Consider the following 15,288-nt stretch of genomic DNA (forward strand, 5'->3'; position numbering starts at 1 on the left):
AGCGTTTGGCTCTTCAATAGTAACGAGGTTTATCAGCAGTTCACTTACATTGACCGTTTCAGCCAGCCTAGCTCCTTGAGCCCATGCTGCTTGGGATCGCCGAGCGGTCGTCTCACGACGCCCGCTCGCCCGAACTTCCGGGGGCTACATTGTCAGAAGAGCTTCACACCCCACCGTTAGCCAGTGACGCATGTCTTCCTAGGCTACTGCTGGTCGTACAGCAGGTTCACTCACTCATCGATGCTGCCGATGAGGCCGAACAATGACACACCGAGCTTTCGCTCGTGTCTTCTAACGAAACCCAAACCCAAAGGTCTGGGAATTGCAAACAACATCCCGCCCTGTCGGCGGAGATGAAGCCGCTGACTGGGCAGGACCTGACGGTAATCAGGTCAATGCAATAAGGTCCCCGGCTGACCGCTCCGGCTTCCGATTTCATTACAAAGGTGTGCCCAAAAGAGGACACATCTACTGCTTAAATTGCGGCCCACAAGGTGACCGCCTACGGAGGGCATGGTGAGTTTCCCCTATAACCCTCATCAAGGTACTTCAGTCGATGCTCCGTAGCGTGGAGCGGACGGACACGAGCGTGCGTGTCGCACAAAACCTATCTATTTTAGCCGAAAAGGCTATCGCCCGGCGCATCTTGCAAGGCTCGGGCGGAAAAGACGGCTCATGAGAGACGTGAAACGGGGTGTGAACAGCGCACGTTCGCGCCTGTTTCGGACCCTTAACTGGATCCCGAATGGGTCACTGCAACGCGTGCAGCAAGCGCGGCACGAACCCGCGCCACGTCAAGGTGATAGTGACACAGTTCGACGCCGTCACAGACCAGAACCGGAACCAGCTCGTTATAACGGGCTTCCAGCAAAGAATCCGTGTCGACGTCGATCACGACGACATGCGCAGCGAATTCGGCCAGCAACGGCTCCAGCGCGGCGCGCATGTCGTCGCATAAGTGGCACCACGCGCGCCCGTAGAGCGTGAGCGGCGCCGTTGACTTCATTTCTGCGCGCTGCGCGGGCGAATCGGCACGAACTGCGTGTTCTCGCCGCGACGGACCAGCAACGCAACCATCTTCTGCGAGTCGAGGTGCGCGGTCAGCTCGTCGAACTGCTTCGCGCTCGTGATATCCGTATCACCCACACGCAGGACGATGTCGCCCTTTTGCAATCCAACGCGCACGGCCGGTCCGTCTACCGCGTCGATCTGCACACCGTTGTGCAGCTTCAGCGCCTTCATCTGGTCGGCAGGGATATCGCTAACGGCAAGACCCAACACGTTCGTGGCGCGCTGCTTCGGCACCGGCGGCTTTTTATCATCCGCCTTGGTGGCCTTGTCCGGCTGCATCTCGGTAATCGTGACCGGCAGATCGCGCGTCTGACCCTTGCGCCAGATCGTGATGGTCGACTTGGTGCCCGGCTTCGTATCGCCAACCATACGCGGCAAGTCCGTTGCCGTGTCCACCGAATGGCCATTGAACTTCAGGATGATGTCACCCGGCTGCACGCCGGCTTTGTCTGCCGGGCCACCCGGTTCGACGCTGCTGACCAGCGCGCCCTGCGCCTTCGGCAGACCGAGCGAATCGGCAACATCTTTCGTCACTTCACCGATCGCCACCGCGATCCGGCCGCGCACGACCTTGCCCGATGCCTTCAACTGATCGGCCACGCGCATGGCCTCGTCGATCGGAATCGCGAACGAGATGCCCATGAAGCCGCCGGTACGGCTGTAAATCTGCGAATTGATACCGATCACTTCGCCCTGCATATTGATCAGCGGACCGCCCGAATTACCTGGATTGACGGCCACGTCGGTCTGGATGAACGGCAGATAATCGCCCGTATCGCGCCCCTTGGCGCTAACGATACCGGCCGTCACCGTGTTCTCGAGACCGAACGGCGAACCGATCGCGACCACCCACTCGCCCACCCGCACCTTGTTCGAGTCACCAATCGTGATGGTCGGCAAGTTGGCCGCACTGATCTTCACGACGGCAACATCGGTCCGATCGTCCACGCCAATGAGTTTGGCCTTGAACTCGCGTTTGTCGGTGAGGGTGACGTAAATGGTGTCCGCGTCGTCCACGACGTGTGCGTTGGTCATCACGTAGCCGTCCGCCGACAGAATGAAGCCTGAGCCGACGCCGCTGTTCTGTTCGGGATCGCTGTTATCCGGCGAGTCCTGGTTGCCGCCACTGCCGCTCCCACCGTTATCGCCACCGCGTGGCGAACCAGGCGATTGCGGCGACTGCGGCAACGGAATGCCGAAGAAGCGCCGGAAAAACTCCGACATGTCTCCGTCGTCCATGCCTGGCGGCAACCCGCCACGGGCACCGCTGCTCGACACGCGCGTGGTCGTGCGAATATTGACGACTGCCGGGCCGACCTTGTCGACGAGGTCAGTGAAGTCGGGCAGATTGGCTGCGGGAGCGGCCGATGCCGTGTGCGGCACGAGCGGCAAACACGCCGCTACCACCGCGGCCGCGAGGAATTTGCGCACCGAGAAAGTCGTCATATCGTAGCAAGCCGAGGGATTCGAGTGATTCGGAGGATTACTTCGGAGCTTTATATTCTATGGCAGACGCAAATTGCTGCAATGTGGTCTGGGGCACTTCACCAAGCAGAGTAATCCAGAAGTCGCCGCGCCGCTTGACCAGTACGTGCGTGGCGCCGCTACTGCCCGCGCCTTCCTTGCGGGTATTGTTCTCGACCGGCTCGACGAATACCGAAATGGCCGCAAGGCCATCGGAGAATACAGCCTGATCAACCGGAATGGTGGGCTGGCCCGCGTCACGCGCGGCCATGGGGCGGCGAAGCTCGCGAATCTTGCGGAAGCCCGGTACCGTCGGTGCGATCTGCCAGCCTTGCGCAGCCATATCGACCGGCTCGACCGGCGGACGCACTACCGTCCAACCTGTTGTATTACGAATGCCGTTGACGATAGCGGTCTTGTCGACCGGCACGCCGATGCGAATCTGCGAAAACGACAACTGCTCAAGCACCTGGCCATTCGGGTCAAGCGTCTGCGCACGCAGCAGCAGGCCAGTCTTCTTATCGGCCCACAGCTTGTAGGCAAAGCGATACGCGTCTTTCGGGTCAAGCTCGATCACCTGGCTGTCGATACCCGCGACGCGGTCGTCGCCGAGCAGCTTCGGCTCGTACACAGACAGCACCTGCTCGCCGCTTACAGCGAGCAGCGCAGGAAACGAATCTTTGTTCTGGCGCTTCTCGACCACGCACAGATGCCGCTCAGGCACGAACGTGTAGAGATCTTCGTTGTGGCGAAGCATTTTGCGCGGCTTGCCGTCGAGACTTTCGAGTTGCTCGAATTCGCCGTCAGTACGGGTCGCGTAGTGCGCGATCCGCGACGTCTGAACGAAATTACCGCGCTGATAGACGAACGCGCCCTCGTAGTTCTGCTGCTGGGCGGCCTGATGGATTCGATCGAGCAGCTCCGCGGCCGTGCGACGGGCGACGAGTGGATCGTCGGTTTGCGCAAAGACCTGCGGCGTGGCGGACAACAATACGGCTGCGCAGAACAGAAATACCGGCAGCCGCCCCCAGATAGTCGTTTTATTCAACCGCGGAGTCTGCATCAAACTATTGGCCTTGCGTAGAAACGGCGGCAGCGCGAATCAGCGGCATCGAGCCCGGCATGACCGGTTGTTGCGCGAATTGCTGGTGAGCTTCCAGGTACTGGTCGAGACTGGCGTCGCGAATGATGTTGGCGTCTTGCGCGACCGGCTGGAGCGTAGCGGCCGGCACCGATGCCATGGCCACCCGTTGCAGCGAATCGCCATGCGACTGGGTCGACGCGACTTGCGCCACACCCGGGCCGCCCGGCACGCCTTGCAGTTGCGGCACGACGATCCACGTCAGCGTGGCAGCGGCGGCGGCGACAGCAAAGGCCGGCACAACGCGGCGGCGCAGCGCCAGCAAACGGCGCGCGACCGGCATTGCGGCAGGCGCGAGCACGTGCGGCTCATTGTCGAAACGCGCCGCAAAACCGTTCAGGAACGCGCTGCTCGCCGCCGGGCTGACCGCCAGATCGTCGGAACGCAGAGCGTCGCCGATCAGGTGATAGCACGACCAGGCGGCACGATCTTCGCCGTCCAGTTCGGAAACAAACGTGTTCAGATGCTCTTCGCCGAACAGCTCACCGTCGACAAAAGCGGACAGACGCTCGCCGCGCGAGCTGGCTTGCGATTGCATCGAGACCGACCCCATGATGCTCCCCATCTTACAAATACCCCGTAGTGACACCACTAATCCAGATATTGCACCCGCGCCCCGTCCGGCGGGCTGGTGTTTACCAGCGCTTGCCTTCAGGTGTGTCAAGCAACGGACGCAATTTTGCCGCAATGGCTTCGCGAGCGCGGAAAATTCGTGATCTGACTGTGCCAATTGGGCAACCCATCATCTCAGCGATTTCCTCGTAACTCAAACCTTCAATTTCACGAAGAGTAATGGCGGTACGCAACTCTTCCGGTAAAACCGCCATCGCAGCATTGACCGTCTCAGCGATCTGCTTGCTCATCAACATCGACTCAGGCGTGTTGATATCCCTTAGTTGGTCGGCGTCCGAGAAAGTTTCAGCTTCTTCAGCATCTGCTTCGGTCGAAGTCGGTGCGCGCCGCCCTTGGGTCGCAAGGTAGTTCTTTGCCGTATTGACCGCAATCCGGTACAACCACGTATAAAAGGCCGATTCGCCGCGAAATTGCGGCAACGCCCGGTACGCCTTGATAAAGGCGTCCTGAGCGACGTCTTCCACTTCGGCCGGGTCCCGCACGAGACGGGAGATCAGCCGGAGAATCTTGCGGTGGTATTTGGAGACCAGAAGCTCGAACGCGGCCTTGTCGCCCTTCTGGACGCGCTCGACCAGCACCTGATCAATTTCTTTTTCGCTCACCTGATAAATCCGTTAACTATAGGGCGCATGGCGGGGGACCATTGTAGCGTCCCCATCATCGCGGCACGTTACTCCGGTAACACGGTTACAGTCGTTACAGTCACGCACCGGCGCCACGCCGGCCCAGCACGGCCAGCTCCCGGAAAACGGACGCAGGAAGCGCGTCAGCAGCAAGAAGCAGCGTGCGGGAGCGTCCATGATCCGGCGCCAGCGCCAAAACGAGCAGGCGACCGCTCCATTGCGCACAGCCGGCAATGCGGCCTTGCGCCAGCAAATTGCCGGCCCGGTTCCAGGCGGACAATCCGTCCGGGCCGATTTTCAGCGCGACCGGCTGCGCATGCTCATGTTTTACCGCACAGAGCGTCAGCAGCGTCCACACGGCACGCGTCAAGGGAACCGCCTGCCAGGCGCCCAGATGCGACGCGAAGCAGGTATAGACAGCGCCAGTCGCCATCAGGACGAACACCCCCAAAGCGGCGCACATGGCAACGGAGCGCCGCAACGTAATCCGCTGCGGCGCTCCGTCGGGCGTTGCCGATTCGAGGGAAACCGCCGGGCAAGCCGGCGTTTTCGACTGGTGTGTCACCAAACGATCGGGCGATCAGGCGCGCTTGAAGACCAGCGTGCCGTTTGTGCCGCCGAACCCGAACGAGTTCTTCAGCGCAACGTCGATCTTCATCTCCCGCGCAGTGTTGGCGCAGTAATCGAGATCGCAGGCCGGATCCTGATTGAAGATGTTGATCGTCGGCGGCGACACCTGATGATGCACGGCAAGCACGGTGAACACGGATTCCAGACCGCCGGCGCCGCCCAACAGGTGACCGGTCATCGACTTGGTCGAATTCACGACCATGTCTTTTGCGTGGTCGCCGAAAGCGCGTTTGATGCCGGTGGTTTCAGCCAGGTCGCCCAGCGGCGTGGACGTGCCGTGCGCGTTCAGGTAATTCACCTGATCCGAATTGATGCCCGCGTTCTTCAAGGCGGCCAGCATGCAGCGGCGCGCACCGTCACCATCTTCCAGCGGAGCGGTCATGTGATAGGCGTCGCCGCTCATCCCGTAGCCGCTGATTTCGGCGTAAATCTTCGCGCCGCGCGCCTTCGCGTGTTCGTACTCTTCGAGCACCATCACGCCAGCGCCTTCGCCCAGCACGAAACCGTCGCGATCCTTGTCCCACGGACGGCTCGCCGTTGCCGGATCGTCGTTGCGCTGCGACAGCGCCCGCGCCGCCGCAAAACCGCCGACGCCGAGCGGCGACACTGTCGATTCGGCACCGCCTGCGATCATCACGTCGGCGTCGCCGTATTCGATCAGGCGCGAAGCCTCGCCGATACAGTGCAGACCCGTCGTACACGCGGTAACGATGGCGAGATTCGGACCCTTGATGCCGAACTTGATCGACAGGTGGCCGGAGATCATGTTGATGATCGATGCCGGCACAAAGAACGGCGAAATACGGCGCGGGCCGCGATTGAGCAGCTCGGTTTGCGTCGCTTCGATCATCGGCAGGCCGCCGATGCCCGAACCGACCACCACGCCGATGCGCTCCGAATTCTCGTCGGTGACTTCGAGGCCGCTGTCCTGCATCGCCTGGATGCCGGCCGCGACGCCGTAATGGATGAACGTATCCATGTGGCGCGCTTCCTTACCGGGGATGTAGTCCTCGATATTGAAGCCCTTCACCTCGCCGGCGAAACGAGTCGAAAAGTTCGACGCATCGAACTTCGTGATATTGGCAATACCCGACTTGCCGGCGACCAGATTGGCCCAGCCGTCGGCAACATTATTGCCAACAGGCGAAATCAGCCCCAGGCCTGTAACAACAACACGACGGCGGCTCACGGTAACCCCTTTTTCATAGATGACAAAAGCACAAAAGCCACAGCGGCCACAGGAACCTGCCCTGTGTGCCCTGTGGCTGTTAGCCGCCCCTACCCCTGGCGCTTCGCACCAGGTGCCCCCGAGGGGGGCAATCCCCCAAGGGGACTTCCTTCGGGGCGGAAAACGCAGGGCGGCCCGGCGTTTTCTTGAAAGTCGGCAATCGCGCGAAAAGTTGCGCTGTCAACATCGCTGCCTCCTGCACGGCAAAAAGCGCCAGCCCTGCTGGCGTCGGAAACCGACACGGCAGGGCGTCATACGCCGCCAACGCAGGAACGCAGGCGCGGATGACTTTAGGCCTTGACGTTCGCGCGAGCGTAGTCGATCGCTTGCTGAACGGTAGTGATCTTCTCGGCTTCTTCATCCGGAATTTCCATGCCGAATTCGTCTTCGAGGGCCATCACGAGTTCAACGGTGTCGAGCGAGTCGGCACCGAGGTCGTTCACGAACGAAGCTTCGTTCTTGATCTCAGCTTCTGCAACGCCCAGTTGTTCTGCGACGATCTTCTTGACGCGCTGTTCGATATTGTCCATTACCCCTCCAAGGGAAAAGAAGTTCAAAAATACAGGTGCGCGCATTTTATCAGGTTTGACCCGGCAAAAAAGCGGCGCATCGGGTTCCTGTCAAGGCATGCGCCTTACGCTTTTGCAAACGCATCAAGGCGCGGATAGTAACCGAATTTGGTTACGACATGTACATTCCGCCGTTCACATGCAATGTCGTGCCGGTGATATAGCCCGCTTGCGGCGACGCGAGGAACGCCACGGCATGCGCGATATCGTCCGGGCTGCCAAGGCGGCCGAGCGGAATCTGCGTCTTCAGCGCGGTTTGCTGCTCTTCCGGCAGGGTCTTGGTCATGTCGGTGTCAATGAAGCCCGGCGCGACGCAATTCACCGTGATGCCGCGGCTGCCGATCTCGCGTGCCAGTGCGCGCGTCATGCCTGCTACGCCCGCTTTCGCGGCTGCATAGTTGACCTGCCCGGGGTTGCCTGCCGAGCCGACCACCGACGTGATGTTGATGATGCGGCCGCCCTTGGCCTTCATCATCGGACGCAGCACTGCGCGCGACAGGCGGAAGACCGACTTGAGATTGGTGTCGATCACCGCATCCCAGTCGTCGTCCTTCATGCGCATGGCGAGCTGATCCTGCGTGATGCCGGCGTTGTTCACCAGCACGTGCAGCGCGCCGAATTCCTTCACGGTGCCGTCGATCAGCGCTTCGGCTGCGGCGGCGTCGTTCACGTTGAGCACCGCGCCGCGGCCGCTCAAGCCAGCCGCGTTAAAGGCTTCGCTGATCGCTGCCGCGCCGCTTTCGCTGGTTGCCGTGCCGATCACTGTCGCGCCCTGGCGCGCCAGTTCCATCGCGATTGCACGGCCAATGCCGCGCGACGCGCCCGTCACGATTGCGATCTGCTTGTCGAGAGTCTTTTCCATCTGTCAGTCCGGATGCCCTTTCGGAGGGCTGATTGATTCTTGATGTCGAGCCTGGCGCCTTGCTTGCGCCCTATGAAGCGGCGTTCAGCCTGCCGTCACCAGCTTGAGCGTTTCTTCGAGCGAAGCCGGGTCGAACACCGAGGCGCCGACCAGATTGCCGTCGATACGCTTCGTCAAGCCCGCGAGGACCTTGCCGGGGCCGCATTCGATCACATGCGTGACGCCTTGCGCCGCCATTGCCTGCACGCTTTCGACCCAACGCACCGGGCCTGCTGCCTGACGCACCAGTGCGTCCTTGATCTTTGCCGGCTCGTTGACTACGGCGACGTCGACATTGTTGATCACCGGAATCGACGGCACCTGCACGTCGACGCTGGCCAGATACTCGCGCAATTGATCCGACGCGGGCTTGAGCAGCGACGAGTGGAACGGCGCAGACACCGGCAGCGGCAACGCGCGCTTTGCGCCCTTCGCCTTCGCGACTTCGCAGGCCTTTTCGACAGCGGCCTTGTGACCGGCGATCACGACTTGCGCCGGCGCGTTGAAATTCACTGCTTCGACGACACCCGCGACCGACGCTTCGGTGCAAACCGCGCGGACTGTGTCGTCATCGAGGCCGAGAATCGCGGCCATGCCGCCAACGCCGACCGGCACGGCCGTTTGCATAGCCTGCGCGCGAAACCGCACGAGCGGCACAGCATCGCGAAACGCGATCGCGCCCGCCGCGACCAGCGCGGTGTATTCGCCGAGGCTATGGCCGGCGACGATAGCCGGCTTCGGGCCGCCCGCCTGCTGCCACGCGCGATAAATCGCGTACGCGGCGGTCAGCATGACCGGCTGGGTATTGGTGGTGAGGTTCAGATCTTCGGCGGGGCCTTCGGCGATCAGCTTGCCGAGGTCCTGATTGAGCGCGTCGGACGCTTCCTGAACCGTCTCACGCACGACCGCGTGATCAGCGAATGCGTTGAGCATGCCGACCGACTGCGAACCTTGCCCAGGAAAAACGAACGCAAATTTCATATCGTCCCCAAAATCGGTGTTGTCAGATGTGGGTGGCGCGCCCGGTTGATGGCAAGCGCGCTCAAGCGTAGCCGAGCGCCGCAAGGAGCGCTCGCCATAACGTCGCCGCTATCAGTAGCGGATAACCGACGCGCCCCAGGTGAAGCCGCCGCCAACGCCTTCGATCAGCACGTTCTGGCCGCGCTTGATGCGGCCGTCGCGCACCGCGACGTCGAATGCGAGCGGAATGGACGCAGCCGACGTATTGCCGTGCTCGCCCACCGTGACGACCATGCGTTCCTGCGGCAAGCCAAGCTTGCGGCAGGTGCTTTGCATGATGCGGATATTGGCCTGATGCGGAATCAGCCAGTCGATCTGCTCGGCCGACAGATTCGCTTTTGCGAGTGCCTCGACTGCAACCTTTTCGAGCACATTGACCGCGAGCTTGAACACAGCCTGGCCGTCCATATGCAGGAACGCGCTGCCCTCGATCACGCCGCCGTTCACATTGCCCGGCGTGCAGAGAATGTTCGAATGGCTGCCGTCGGCATGCAAAGCGCTCGCCAGCACGCCCGGTTCTTCGGACGCCTGCAGGATCACCGCGCCGGCGCCGTCACCGAACAGCACGCAGGTGGTGCGATCCTTGAAATCGAGAATGCGCGAGAAGGTTTCCGCGCCGATTACGAGCGCCGTGCGATGCTGGCCGCCGCGAATCAGGCTATCCGCCATTGCCACCGCGTAAGCAAAGCCGGAACAAACGGCCTGCACGTCGAATGCCGCGCCGTGGTTCTTGATGCCGAGCTTGTTCTGCAACAGGCACGCCGTACTCGGAAACACGAAGTCAGGCGTGGAGGTTGCAACGATGATCAGATCGATGGATTGCGGATCGATATCGGCCGCTTCGATCGCGCGCTGCGAGGCGAAGAGCGCCAGATCGCTGGTGGTGACATCGGGTTCGGCGAAGTGGCGTGCATGGATGCCCGTGCGGGCAACGATCCACTCGTCGCTCGTCTCGACACCTTGCTTGGCGAGACGTTCGGCCAGATCCTGATTGGTGACGCGCCCGGGCGGCAGGTAGCTGCCGGTGCCCAGCACGCGGGAATAAATTGTCGATTGAGCCATTATGCCTTCGAGGATTGCGCAGCGTAGGGCTCGGCTGGCTGGCCTGCGATCGGGCTTGCGTGACCCGCACCGCTTGCATCGCGCGCTGCCTGTTCGAGAGAACCTGCATTCTCTTCCATTGCTCGCGCAAGGCGTTCCAGCACGCCGTTTTTGACGGCATCATACCCGCGTTTGATAGCCCACTCAAACGCGTAGGCATCCGCCGAACCGTGGCTTTTGATCACCAGCCCACGCAGGCCCAGCAACGCGGCGCCGTTGTATTGCCGATGATCGACGCGTTTCTTGAAACGCATCAATACCGGCAAGGCGAGCACCGCCATCACCTTGGTGAGCCACGAGCGGCCGAACTCTTCCTTGATGATGTTGGAGAGCATCTGCGCGAGGCCTTCCGACGTCTTCAGCGCGACATTGCCGACAAAACCGTCGCAGACGATCACGTCGACCGTGCCCTTGAAGATGTCGTTGCCTTCAACGTTACCGTGAAAGTTAAGTGTACTCGCGCGCAGCAGTTCGCCGGCACGTTTGATGGTGTCGTTGCCCTTGATGACTTCTTCGCCGATGTTGAGCAGGCCGATGGTGGGCCGCTCCTTGCCTTCGAGCGCGGACACGAGCGCGTGCCCCATCTCCGCGAACTGCAGCAGATGCTGCGGCTCGCAATCGACGTTGGCGCCCAGGTCGAGCATCATCGTGTAGCCATTGGGATTGGGCAGTGCTGACGCAATGGCCGGGCGCTCGATGCCCGACAGCGTTTTCAGCACATAGCGCGAGACCGCCATCAGCGCGCCGGTATTGCCGGCGGAAATGCAGGCTTGCGCCTCGCCTTCCTTGACGCGATTGAGCGCTACGCGCATGGATGAGTCTTTTTTCTTGCGCAGCGCGACTTCGACCGGATCGTCCATGGCGACGATTTCGGAAGCAGGTACGACGGTCAGCGCCGGCAGGTCTTGAGCCTTCAACTTCTTTAGCTGCGCACGAATCGCACTTTCAATGCCGACGAGCAGCAGCTCAGCATCGGGATGCGAACGAACGAAGTTGACGGCTGCGGGAACGGTCACGGACGGGCCGTGGTCGCCTCCCATGCAATCTATCGTGAGCTTTACTGTCATGGAGTGCGACGAATTTCAGGCGCCCTGCATGGGACCACAGTAAGCGCTACAGCGCCAACTGCGATCGACACAAAAAAGCGGCAGATGAATGCCGCCTTTTTGCCGAGCCGGGAAAATGTCAAGCGAGCCGATCGCCACGCGAAACGCCAAGGGGCGCAACGCAGTGAAACGATTAGTCGTTCTTCGTCTTGACGACTTTCTTGCCGCGATAGTAGCCGTTCGGGCTAACGTGGTGACGCAGATGCACTTCGCCCGTGCTCGGTTCCACGGCCAGCGGCGCTGCCGTCAGGAAATCGTGCGAACGGTGCATGCCGCGCTTCGACGGCGACTTCTTATTTTGTTGAACTGCCATGACTAACTCCTAAAAATTTTCCGAATTCTAACACAGCCCGACCCGGTGTCCGCCATTGACCGAATGGCCAATGCGCCCGCTTCGCGCTCCCATGCAACTGTTCAGTGCTTCTTGTCGCCCGGCTCACCGCGCTTGAGACTTTCGAGCGCCGCAAACGGATTAGGCCGTTCGGGCTCACCGCCCTCACCAGCTTCGTCCGGCGCAGCCTCGTCGCCCTCGCCTTCTGCTCCAGCCACACCAGAGACGAGGCTCTCGTGCACTTCGGGACACACCTCGTGCTTGGGCACGAGCGGCAAGGAAAGCAGCAACTCTTCTTCGATCAAGTCGATGAGATCGAACTGGCGCGAGCCCACGATCACTTCGACTTCATCCTCATCGAGCGGAAACTCTTCGGCTTCCGCCTCAGTGCTGACGATCCGGTAAGTTGCATCGACATTGAACGCCTGCAGATACGGTGTCATGCACCGCTGACATTCGAGCCATGCAGCACCGTGAATCGCCAGCCTCAGATAAGGCTGCGGACCCTCGGTGCCGTCGTCCTGCAATTCCGGCTGCGTCGCCCCTTCGGCTTGCCAGGTGAACGCGGTATCGCGGTCTGGCGCTTCAACCGGGACTTCGTTTAACATGCGCGGCAGTTGCGAGACGCGCACGACACCCGCGGCCTGACGCCCACTCCGCGCAAATTCGAACAGATCGATATCGTGCGGGTCGGACAGACCAGCAGGGTTGCCAGGATGTTGAGTCATGTGCGCTCCTGCGTCGGCAAGGATTTCGCCGGGGGTAAATCGGTTTGCAAAGCAGTCCGCGGAACTCATGCGCTGCCCGGCGTTGCTCAGTATGCCCAAGCGCGTTACCTAAGCAGCGGCCCGCCTGTGCAATAGCATACCGATGAAAAGCCGGAAATCATATCCGTTTTGTCTTTTCGAGTCAAACACTTAAGCCCGTACACGTGCGCTACCCGCACAACCCCGTACGACCCGCCTCTCTAGCCGTTGGTTGCACATGCCAGATTCCCTCAATCGCCCGCCACGCCTGATCCTGGCGTCGAGTTCACCCTATCGCCGCGAGCTGCTTGAGCGCCTGCGGATTCCGTTCGAAGTCGTCGTGCCGGCGATCGACGAAACGCCGCTCACCGGCGAAACGCCCGAAGTGACGGCCCTGCGCCTCGCCGAGGCAAAAGCCCGTGCGGTGGCAAACAACCTCGGCGCCGGTGAAGCCGCACTCGTCATCGGCTCGGATCAGGTCGCCACCTACGACGGCCTGCAGATCGGCAAGCCCGGCACGCACGACAAGGCACTCGCCCAACTGCAGGCAATGCGCGGCCGCGAAGTGCTGTTTCATAGTGCGCTGTGCCTGTTCGACAGCCGTTCGGGGGCGGCACAAGCTGTCGACGTCATCACTCGCGTGCAATTCCGCGACCTGCCGGACGCCGCGCTGGACGCCTATCTGCGTGCCGAAACGCCCTACGACGTGGCGGGCAGCGCCAAATCCGAGGGCCTCGGCATCGCCGTGCTCGAAGCAATTCACTCGGACGACCCGACCGCACTGGTCGGACTGCCGCTGATCGCACTGTCGCGCATGCTGCTCGCAGTGGGCTATCCACTCCTGGGGGCGCAATGAGCGGCACCTTATATCTGATCCCGAACACACTAGGCGAAGGCGATGCCGACGCGCTCGACGCCGTCCTGCCCGCGCCGGTGCGCGCCCGCGCGGCGTCGCTCAGCTATTACATCGGCGAAAACGCGAAAACCACTCGCGCCTTCCTGAAAAAAGTCGGCACCGAAAAGCCGATCCAGGAAATCGAGATTCGCGAACTGAACGTCAACACGCCGGCCGGCGAGATCGACAAACTGCTCGCGCCTTTGCTTGCGGGGACGGATGCGGGTCTCGTGTCCGAAGCCGGCTGTCCGGCGGTCGCCGATCCGGGCGCCCTGCTGGTGCGCCGTGCGCATGAGCGCGGCGTGAAGGTCGTGCCGTTTGTCGGACCGAGTTCGATTCTGCTGGCGTTGATGGCTTCCGGTCTGAATGGCCAGAGTTTTGCGTTCCACGGCTATCTGCCGGTCGACGCCACCGAACGGGCCAAGCGCCTGCGCGACCTGGAACAGCAGTCGCGCAAAGCCAAACAAACGCAGATCTTTATCGAGACGCCCTATCGGAATAAGCCACTGCTCGACACGTTGCTGGCGACGTGCGCGCCGTCCACGTTGGTCTGCGTCGCCGTCGATCTGACGCTGGAAACGGAAACCATCGCCAGCCGCACTGTGGCCGACTGGAAAAAGAAACCGGCTCTCGATCTCCACAAGCGGCCGGCAATTTTCCTGATCCTCGCCGTCTGACCGCTGCTGCGGCTCAAGCAGATCAGCTTGCCGATCGGTCGCGGTTTAACTAGCGGCAAAAACAAAAAAGCCCCGCGCGGTCGACACTCAACCGCACGGGGCTTTTTCCGCATTAGATCACCGCAAATTCATCTTCCCGCCAAGCGCCATCGCATGAACGGCGCCACTGCCGACTGCCGCACCGAACTTGCGCGCTACGCGGTCCGTAATGCTCTCCTTGACCGTGTAGTCGACGATATCCGGCGCCTTGAAAAGGTCGCGCGCGACGTAGTCCGCGTCGCCGAAACCATCTGCAAGCCCCAGTTCGACGCTCTTCTGCCCCGTCCAGAAAAGGCCCGAGAACATGTCCGGCGTTTCGTGCAGGCGCTTGCCGCGACCTTCACGCACGGCGTCGATGAACTGCGCGTGGATCTGATCAAGCATGTCCTGCGCATGTTCGTCCATCTTCGGGGTTTCCGGCGAGAACGGGTCGAAAAAGCCCTTGTTCTCACCCGAAGTGTGCAGGCGGCGCTGGATCCCCAGCTTATCCATCAAGCCCGTGAAGCCGAAGCTATCCATCAGCACGCCAATCGAACCAACGATGCTCGCCTTGTCCACGTAAATCTTGTCCGCCGCCGCGGCCGCGTAATAGCCACCCGACGCGCACATGTCGCCGACCACGACATACAACGGGATCGACGGATACTTGGCGCGTAGCCGGCGGATCTCGTTGTAGATAATGCCGGCCTGCACCGGGCTGCCGCCCGGGCTGTTACAGCGCAGGATCACGCCTGCCGTACCGGCGTCGCCGAACGCACTTTCAAGCGCAGTGTTGACATCTTCCGCGTTCGCGTTCGTATCAGCAGAGATTTCGCCGTCAAGCGTGATCATGGCCGTATGCCGGCCTGTGGCCGTCACCTTGTCGCCCGAGAATTCGAACGCGCCCCATACCGCCAGCAGCAGGACGATCAGGAACACAAATCGGAAGAAAATCTTCCAGCGGCGTGCCGCGCGCTGCTCGGTGATTGCCGCAAGCGCGATGCGCTCGAGCGCGGCGCGCTCCCACCCCGGCTCATCGGCAGGCGTGCGGGGACGGCCTGTCAGGGACGGTTCCTTCGGTTCGGGAGTCAAATTGTCGGACATGCGGTGCAGTGGAAAGGTCGAAGAGGAGAA

17 protein-coding genes are annotated in these 15,288 nt (G+C 61.6%); 2 read left to right on the top strand and 15 right to left on the bottom strand.

What is annotated here, in order from left to right; translation table 11 throughout:
- Positions 1–730 precede the first annotated feature (730 nt).
- From P3T25_RS15880 to P3T25_RS15945, 14 genes are all read right to left on the bottom strand, one after another.
- Positions 731–1,006: a glutaredoxin family protein gene (locus P3T25_RS15880; protein ID WP_154560651.1), complete on the bottom strand. Its 276-nt coding sequence runs from the start codon at positions 1,004–1,006 to the stop codon at positions 731–733.
- Entirely contained in the window at positions 1,003–2,517 is a 1,515-nt protein-coding gene (locus P3T25_RS15885; protein ID WP_154560650.1) for a DegQ family serine endoprotease, read from the bottom strand. The genes P3T25_RS15880 and P3T25_RS15885 overlap by 4 nt, the downstream gene beginning before the upstream one ends.
- A 37-nt stretch (positions 2,518–2,554) precedes the next feature.
- Positions 2,555–3,598: a MucB/RseB C-terminal domain-containing protein gene (locus P3T25_RS15890; RefSeq protein ID WP_154560649.1), complete on the bottom strand. Its 1,044-nt coding sequence runs from the start codon at positions 3,596–3,598 to the stop codon at positions 2,555–2,557.
- A 4-nt stretch (positions 3,599–3,602) separates the two neighbouring features.
- The gene (locus P3T25_RS15895; protein WP_171925357.1) at positions 3,603–4,229 is read right to left on the bottom strand and encodes a sigma-E factor negative regulatory protein; all 627 of its coding nucleotides are present in this window, start codon (positions 4,227–4,229) and stop codon (positions 3,603–3,605) included.
- A gap of 82 nt (positions 4,230–4,311) precedes the next feature.
- Positions 4,312–4,911 carry an RNA polymerase sigma factor RpoE gene (gene rpoE, locus P3T25_RS15900; protein WP_006051939.1) on the bottom strand — a complete coding sequence of 200 codons (600 nt, stop codon included), beginning with the start codon at positions 4,909–4,911 and terminating at the stop codon, positions 4,312–4,314.
- A gap of 100 nt (positions 4,912–5,011) precedes the next feature.
- On the bottom strand, positions 5,012–5,497 hold the full coding sequence (locus tag P3T25_RS15905) for a hypothetical protein (protein WP_429358357.1): 486 nt from the start codon (positions 5,495–5,497) through the stop codon (positions 5,012–5,014).
- 15 nt (positions 5,498–5,512) lie between these two features.
- Positions 5,513–6,751, bottom strand: a complete 1,239-nt coding sequence (gene fabF, locus P3T25_RS15910; protein WP_093640472.1) for a beta-ketoacyl-ACP synthase II — start codon at positions 6,749–6,751, stop codon at positions 5,513–5,515.
- 329 nt (positions 6,752–7,080) lie between these two features.
- Positions 7,081–7,320 (bottom strand): acyl carrier protein, encoded by a 240-nt coding sequence (acpP, locus tag P3T25_RS15915; RefSeq protein ID WP_004197638.1) that lies wholly within the window; start codon positions 7,318–7,320, stop codon positions 7,081–7,083.
- 151 nt (positions 7,321–7,471) lie between these two features.
- Complete coding sequence (fabG, locus tag P3T25_RS15920; protein WP_154560647.1) at positions 7,472–8,221, bottom strand: 3-oxoacyl-ACP reductase FabG; 750 nt, start codon at positions 8,219–8,221, stop codon at positions 7,472–7,474.
- A gap of 84 nt (positions 8,222–8,305) precedes the next feature.
- On the bottom strand, positions 8,306–9,241 hold the full coding sequence (fabD, locus tag P3T25_RS15925) for an ACP S-malonyltransferase (RefSeq protein ID WP_154560646.1): 936 nt from the start codon (positions 9,239–9,241) through the stop codon (positions 8,306–8,308).
- A gap of 111 nt (positions 9,242–9,352) precedes the next feature.
- Positions 9,353–10,342, bottom strand: a complete 990-nt coding sequence (locus P3T25_RS15930; protein ID WP_154560645.1) for a beta-ketoacyl-ACP synthase III — start codon at positions 10,340–10,342, stop codon at positions 9,353–9,355.
- Positions 10,342–11,448: a phosphate acyltransferase PlsX gene (gene plsX / locus P3T25_RS15935; protein WP_097390021.1), complete on the bottom strand. Its 1,107-nt coding sequence runs from the start codon at positions 11,446–11,448 to the stop codon at positions 10,342–10,344. The genes P3T25_RS15930 and plsX overlap by 1 nt, the downstream gene beginning before the upstream one ends.
- A 172-nt stretch (positions 11,449–11,620) precedes the next feature.
- Entirely contained in the window at positions 11,621–11,800 is a 180-nt protein-coding gene (gene rpmF, locus P3T25_RS15940) for a 50S ribosomal protein L32 (RefSeq protein ID WP_006051932.1), read from the bottom strand.
- A 101-nt stretch (positions 11,801–11,901) separates the two neighbouring features.
- Positions 11,902–12,546, bottom strand: coding sequence for a DUF177 domain-containing protein (locus P3T25_RS15945; RefSeq protein WP_154560644.1), 645 nt, complete (start codon positions 12,544–12,546; stop codon positions 11,902–11,904).
- 256 nt (positions 12,547–12,802) lie between these two features.
- Between P3T25_RS15945 and P3T25_RS15950 the strand changes: the two genes are divergently transcribed.
- Both P3T25_RS15950 and P3T25_RS15955 read left to right on the top strand, forming a co-directional pair.
- Positions 12,803–13,420, top strand: coding sequence for a Maf-like protein (locus P3T25_RS15950; RefSeq protein WP_154560643.1), 618 nt, complete (start codon positions 12,803–12,805; stop codon positions 13,418–13,420).
- Positions 13,417–14,136, top strand: coding sequence for an SAM-dependent methyltransferase (locus P3T25_RS15955; protein WP_154560642.1), 720 nt, complete (start codon positions 13,417–13,419; stop codon positions 14,134–14,136). The genes P3T25_RS15950 and P3T25_RS15955 overlap by 4 nt, the downstream gene beginning before the upstream one ends.
- Positions 14,137–14,253: 117 nt before the next feature.
- On the opposite strand, the gene P3T25_RS15960 is transcribed toward P3T25_RS15955, so the two are convergent.
- Entirely contained in the window at positions 14,254–15,258 is a 1,005-nt protein-coding gene (locus P3T25_RS15960) for a S49 family peptidase (RefSeq protein ID WP_154560641.1), read from the bottom strand.
- Positions 15,259–15,288 lie beyond the last annotated feature (30 nt).

Origin of the sequence: Paraburkholderia sp. GAS32 (assembly GCF_050434225.1) — a bacterium.
Lineage (GTDB): Bacteria > Pseudomonadota > Gammaproteobacteria > Burkholderiales > Burkholderiaceae > Paraburkholderia > Paraburkholderia madseniana.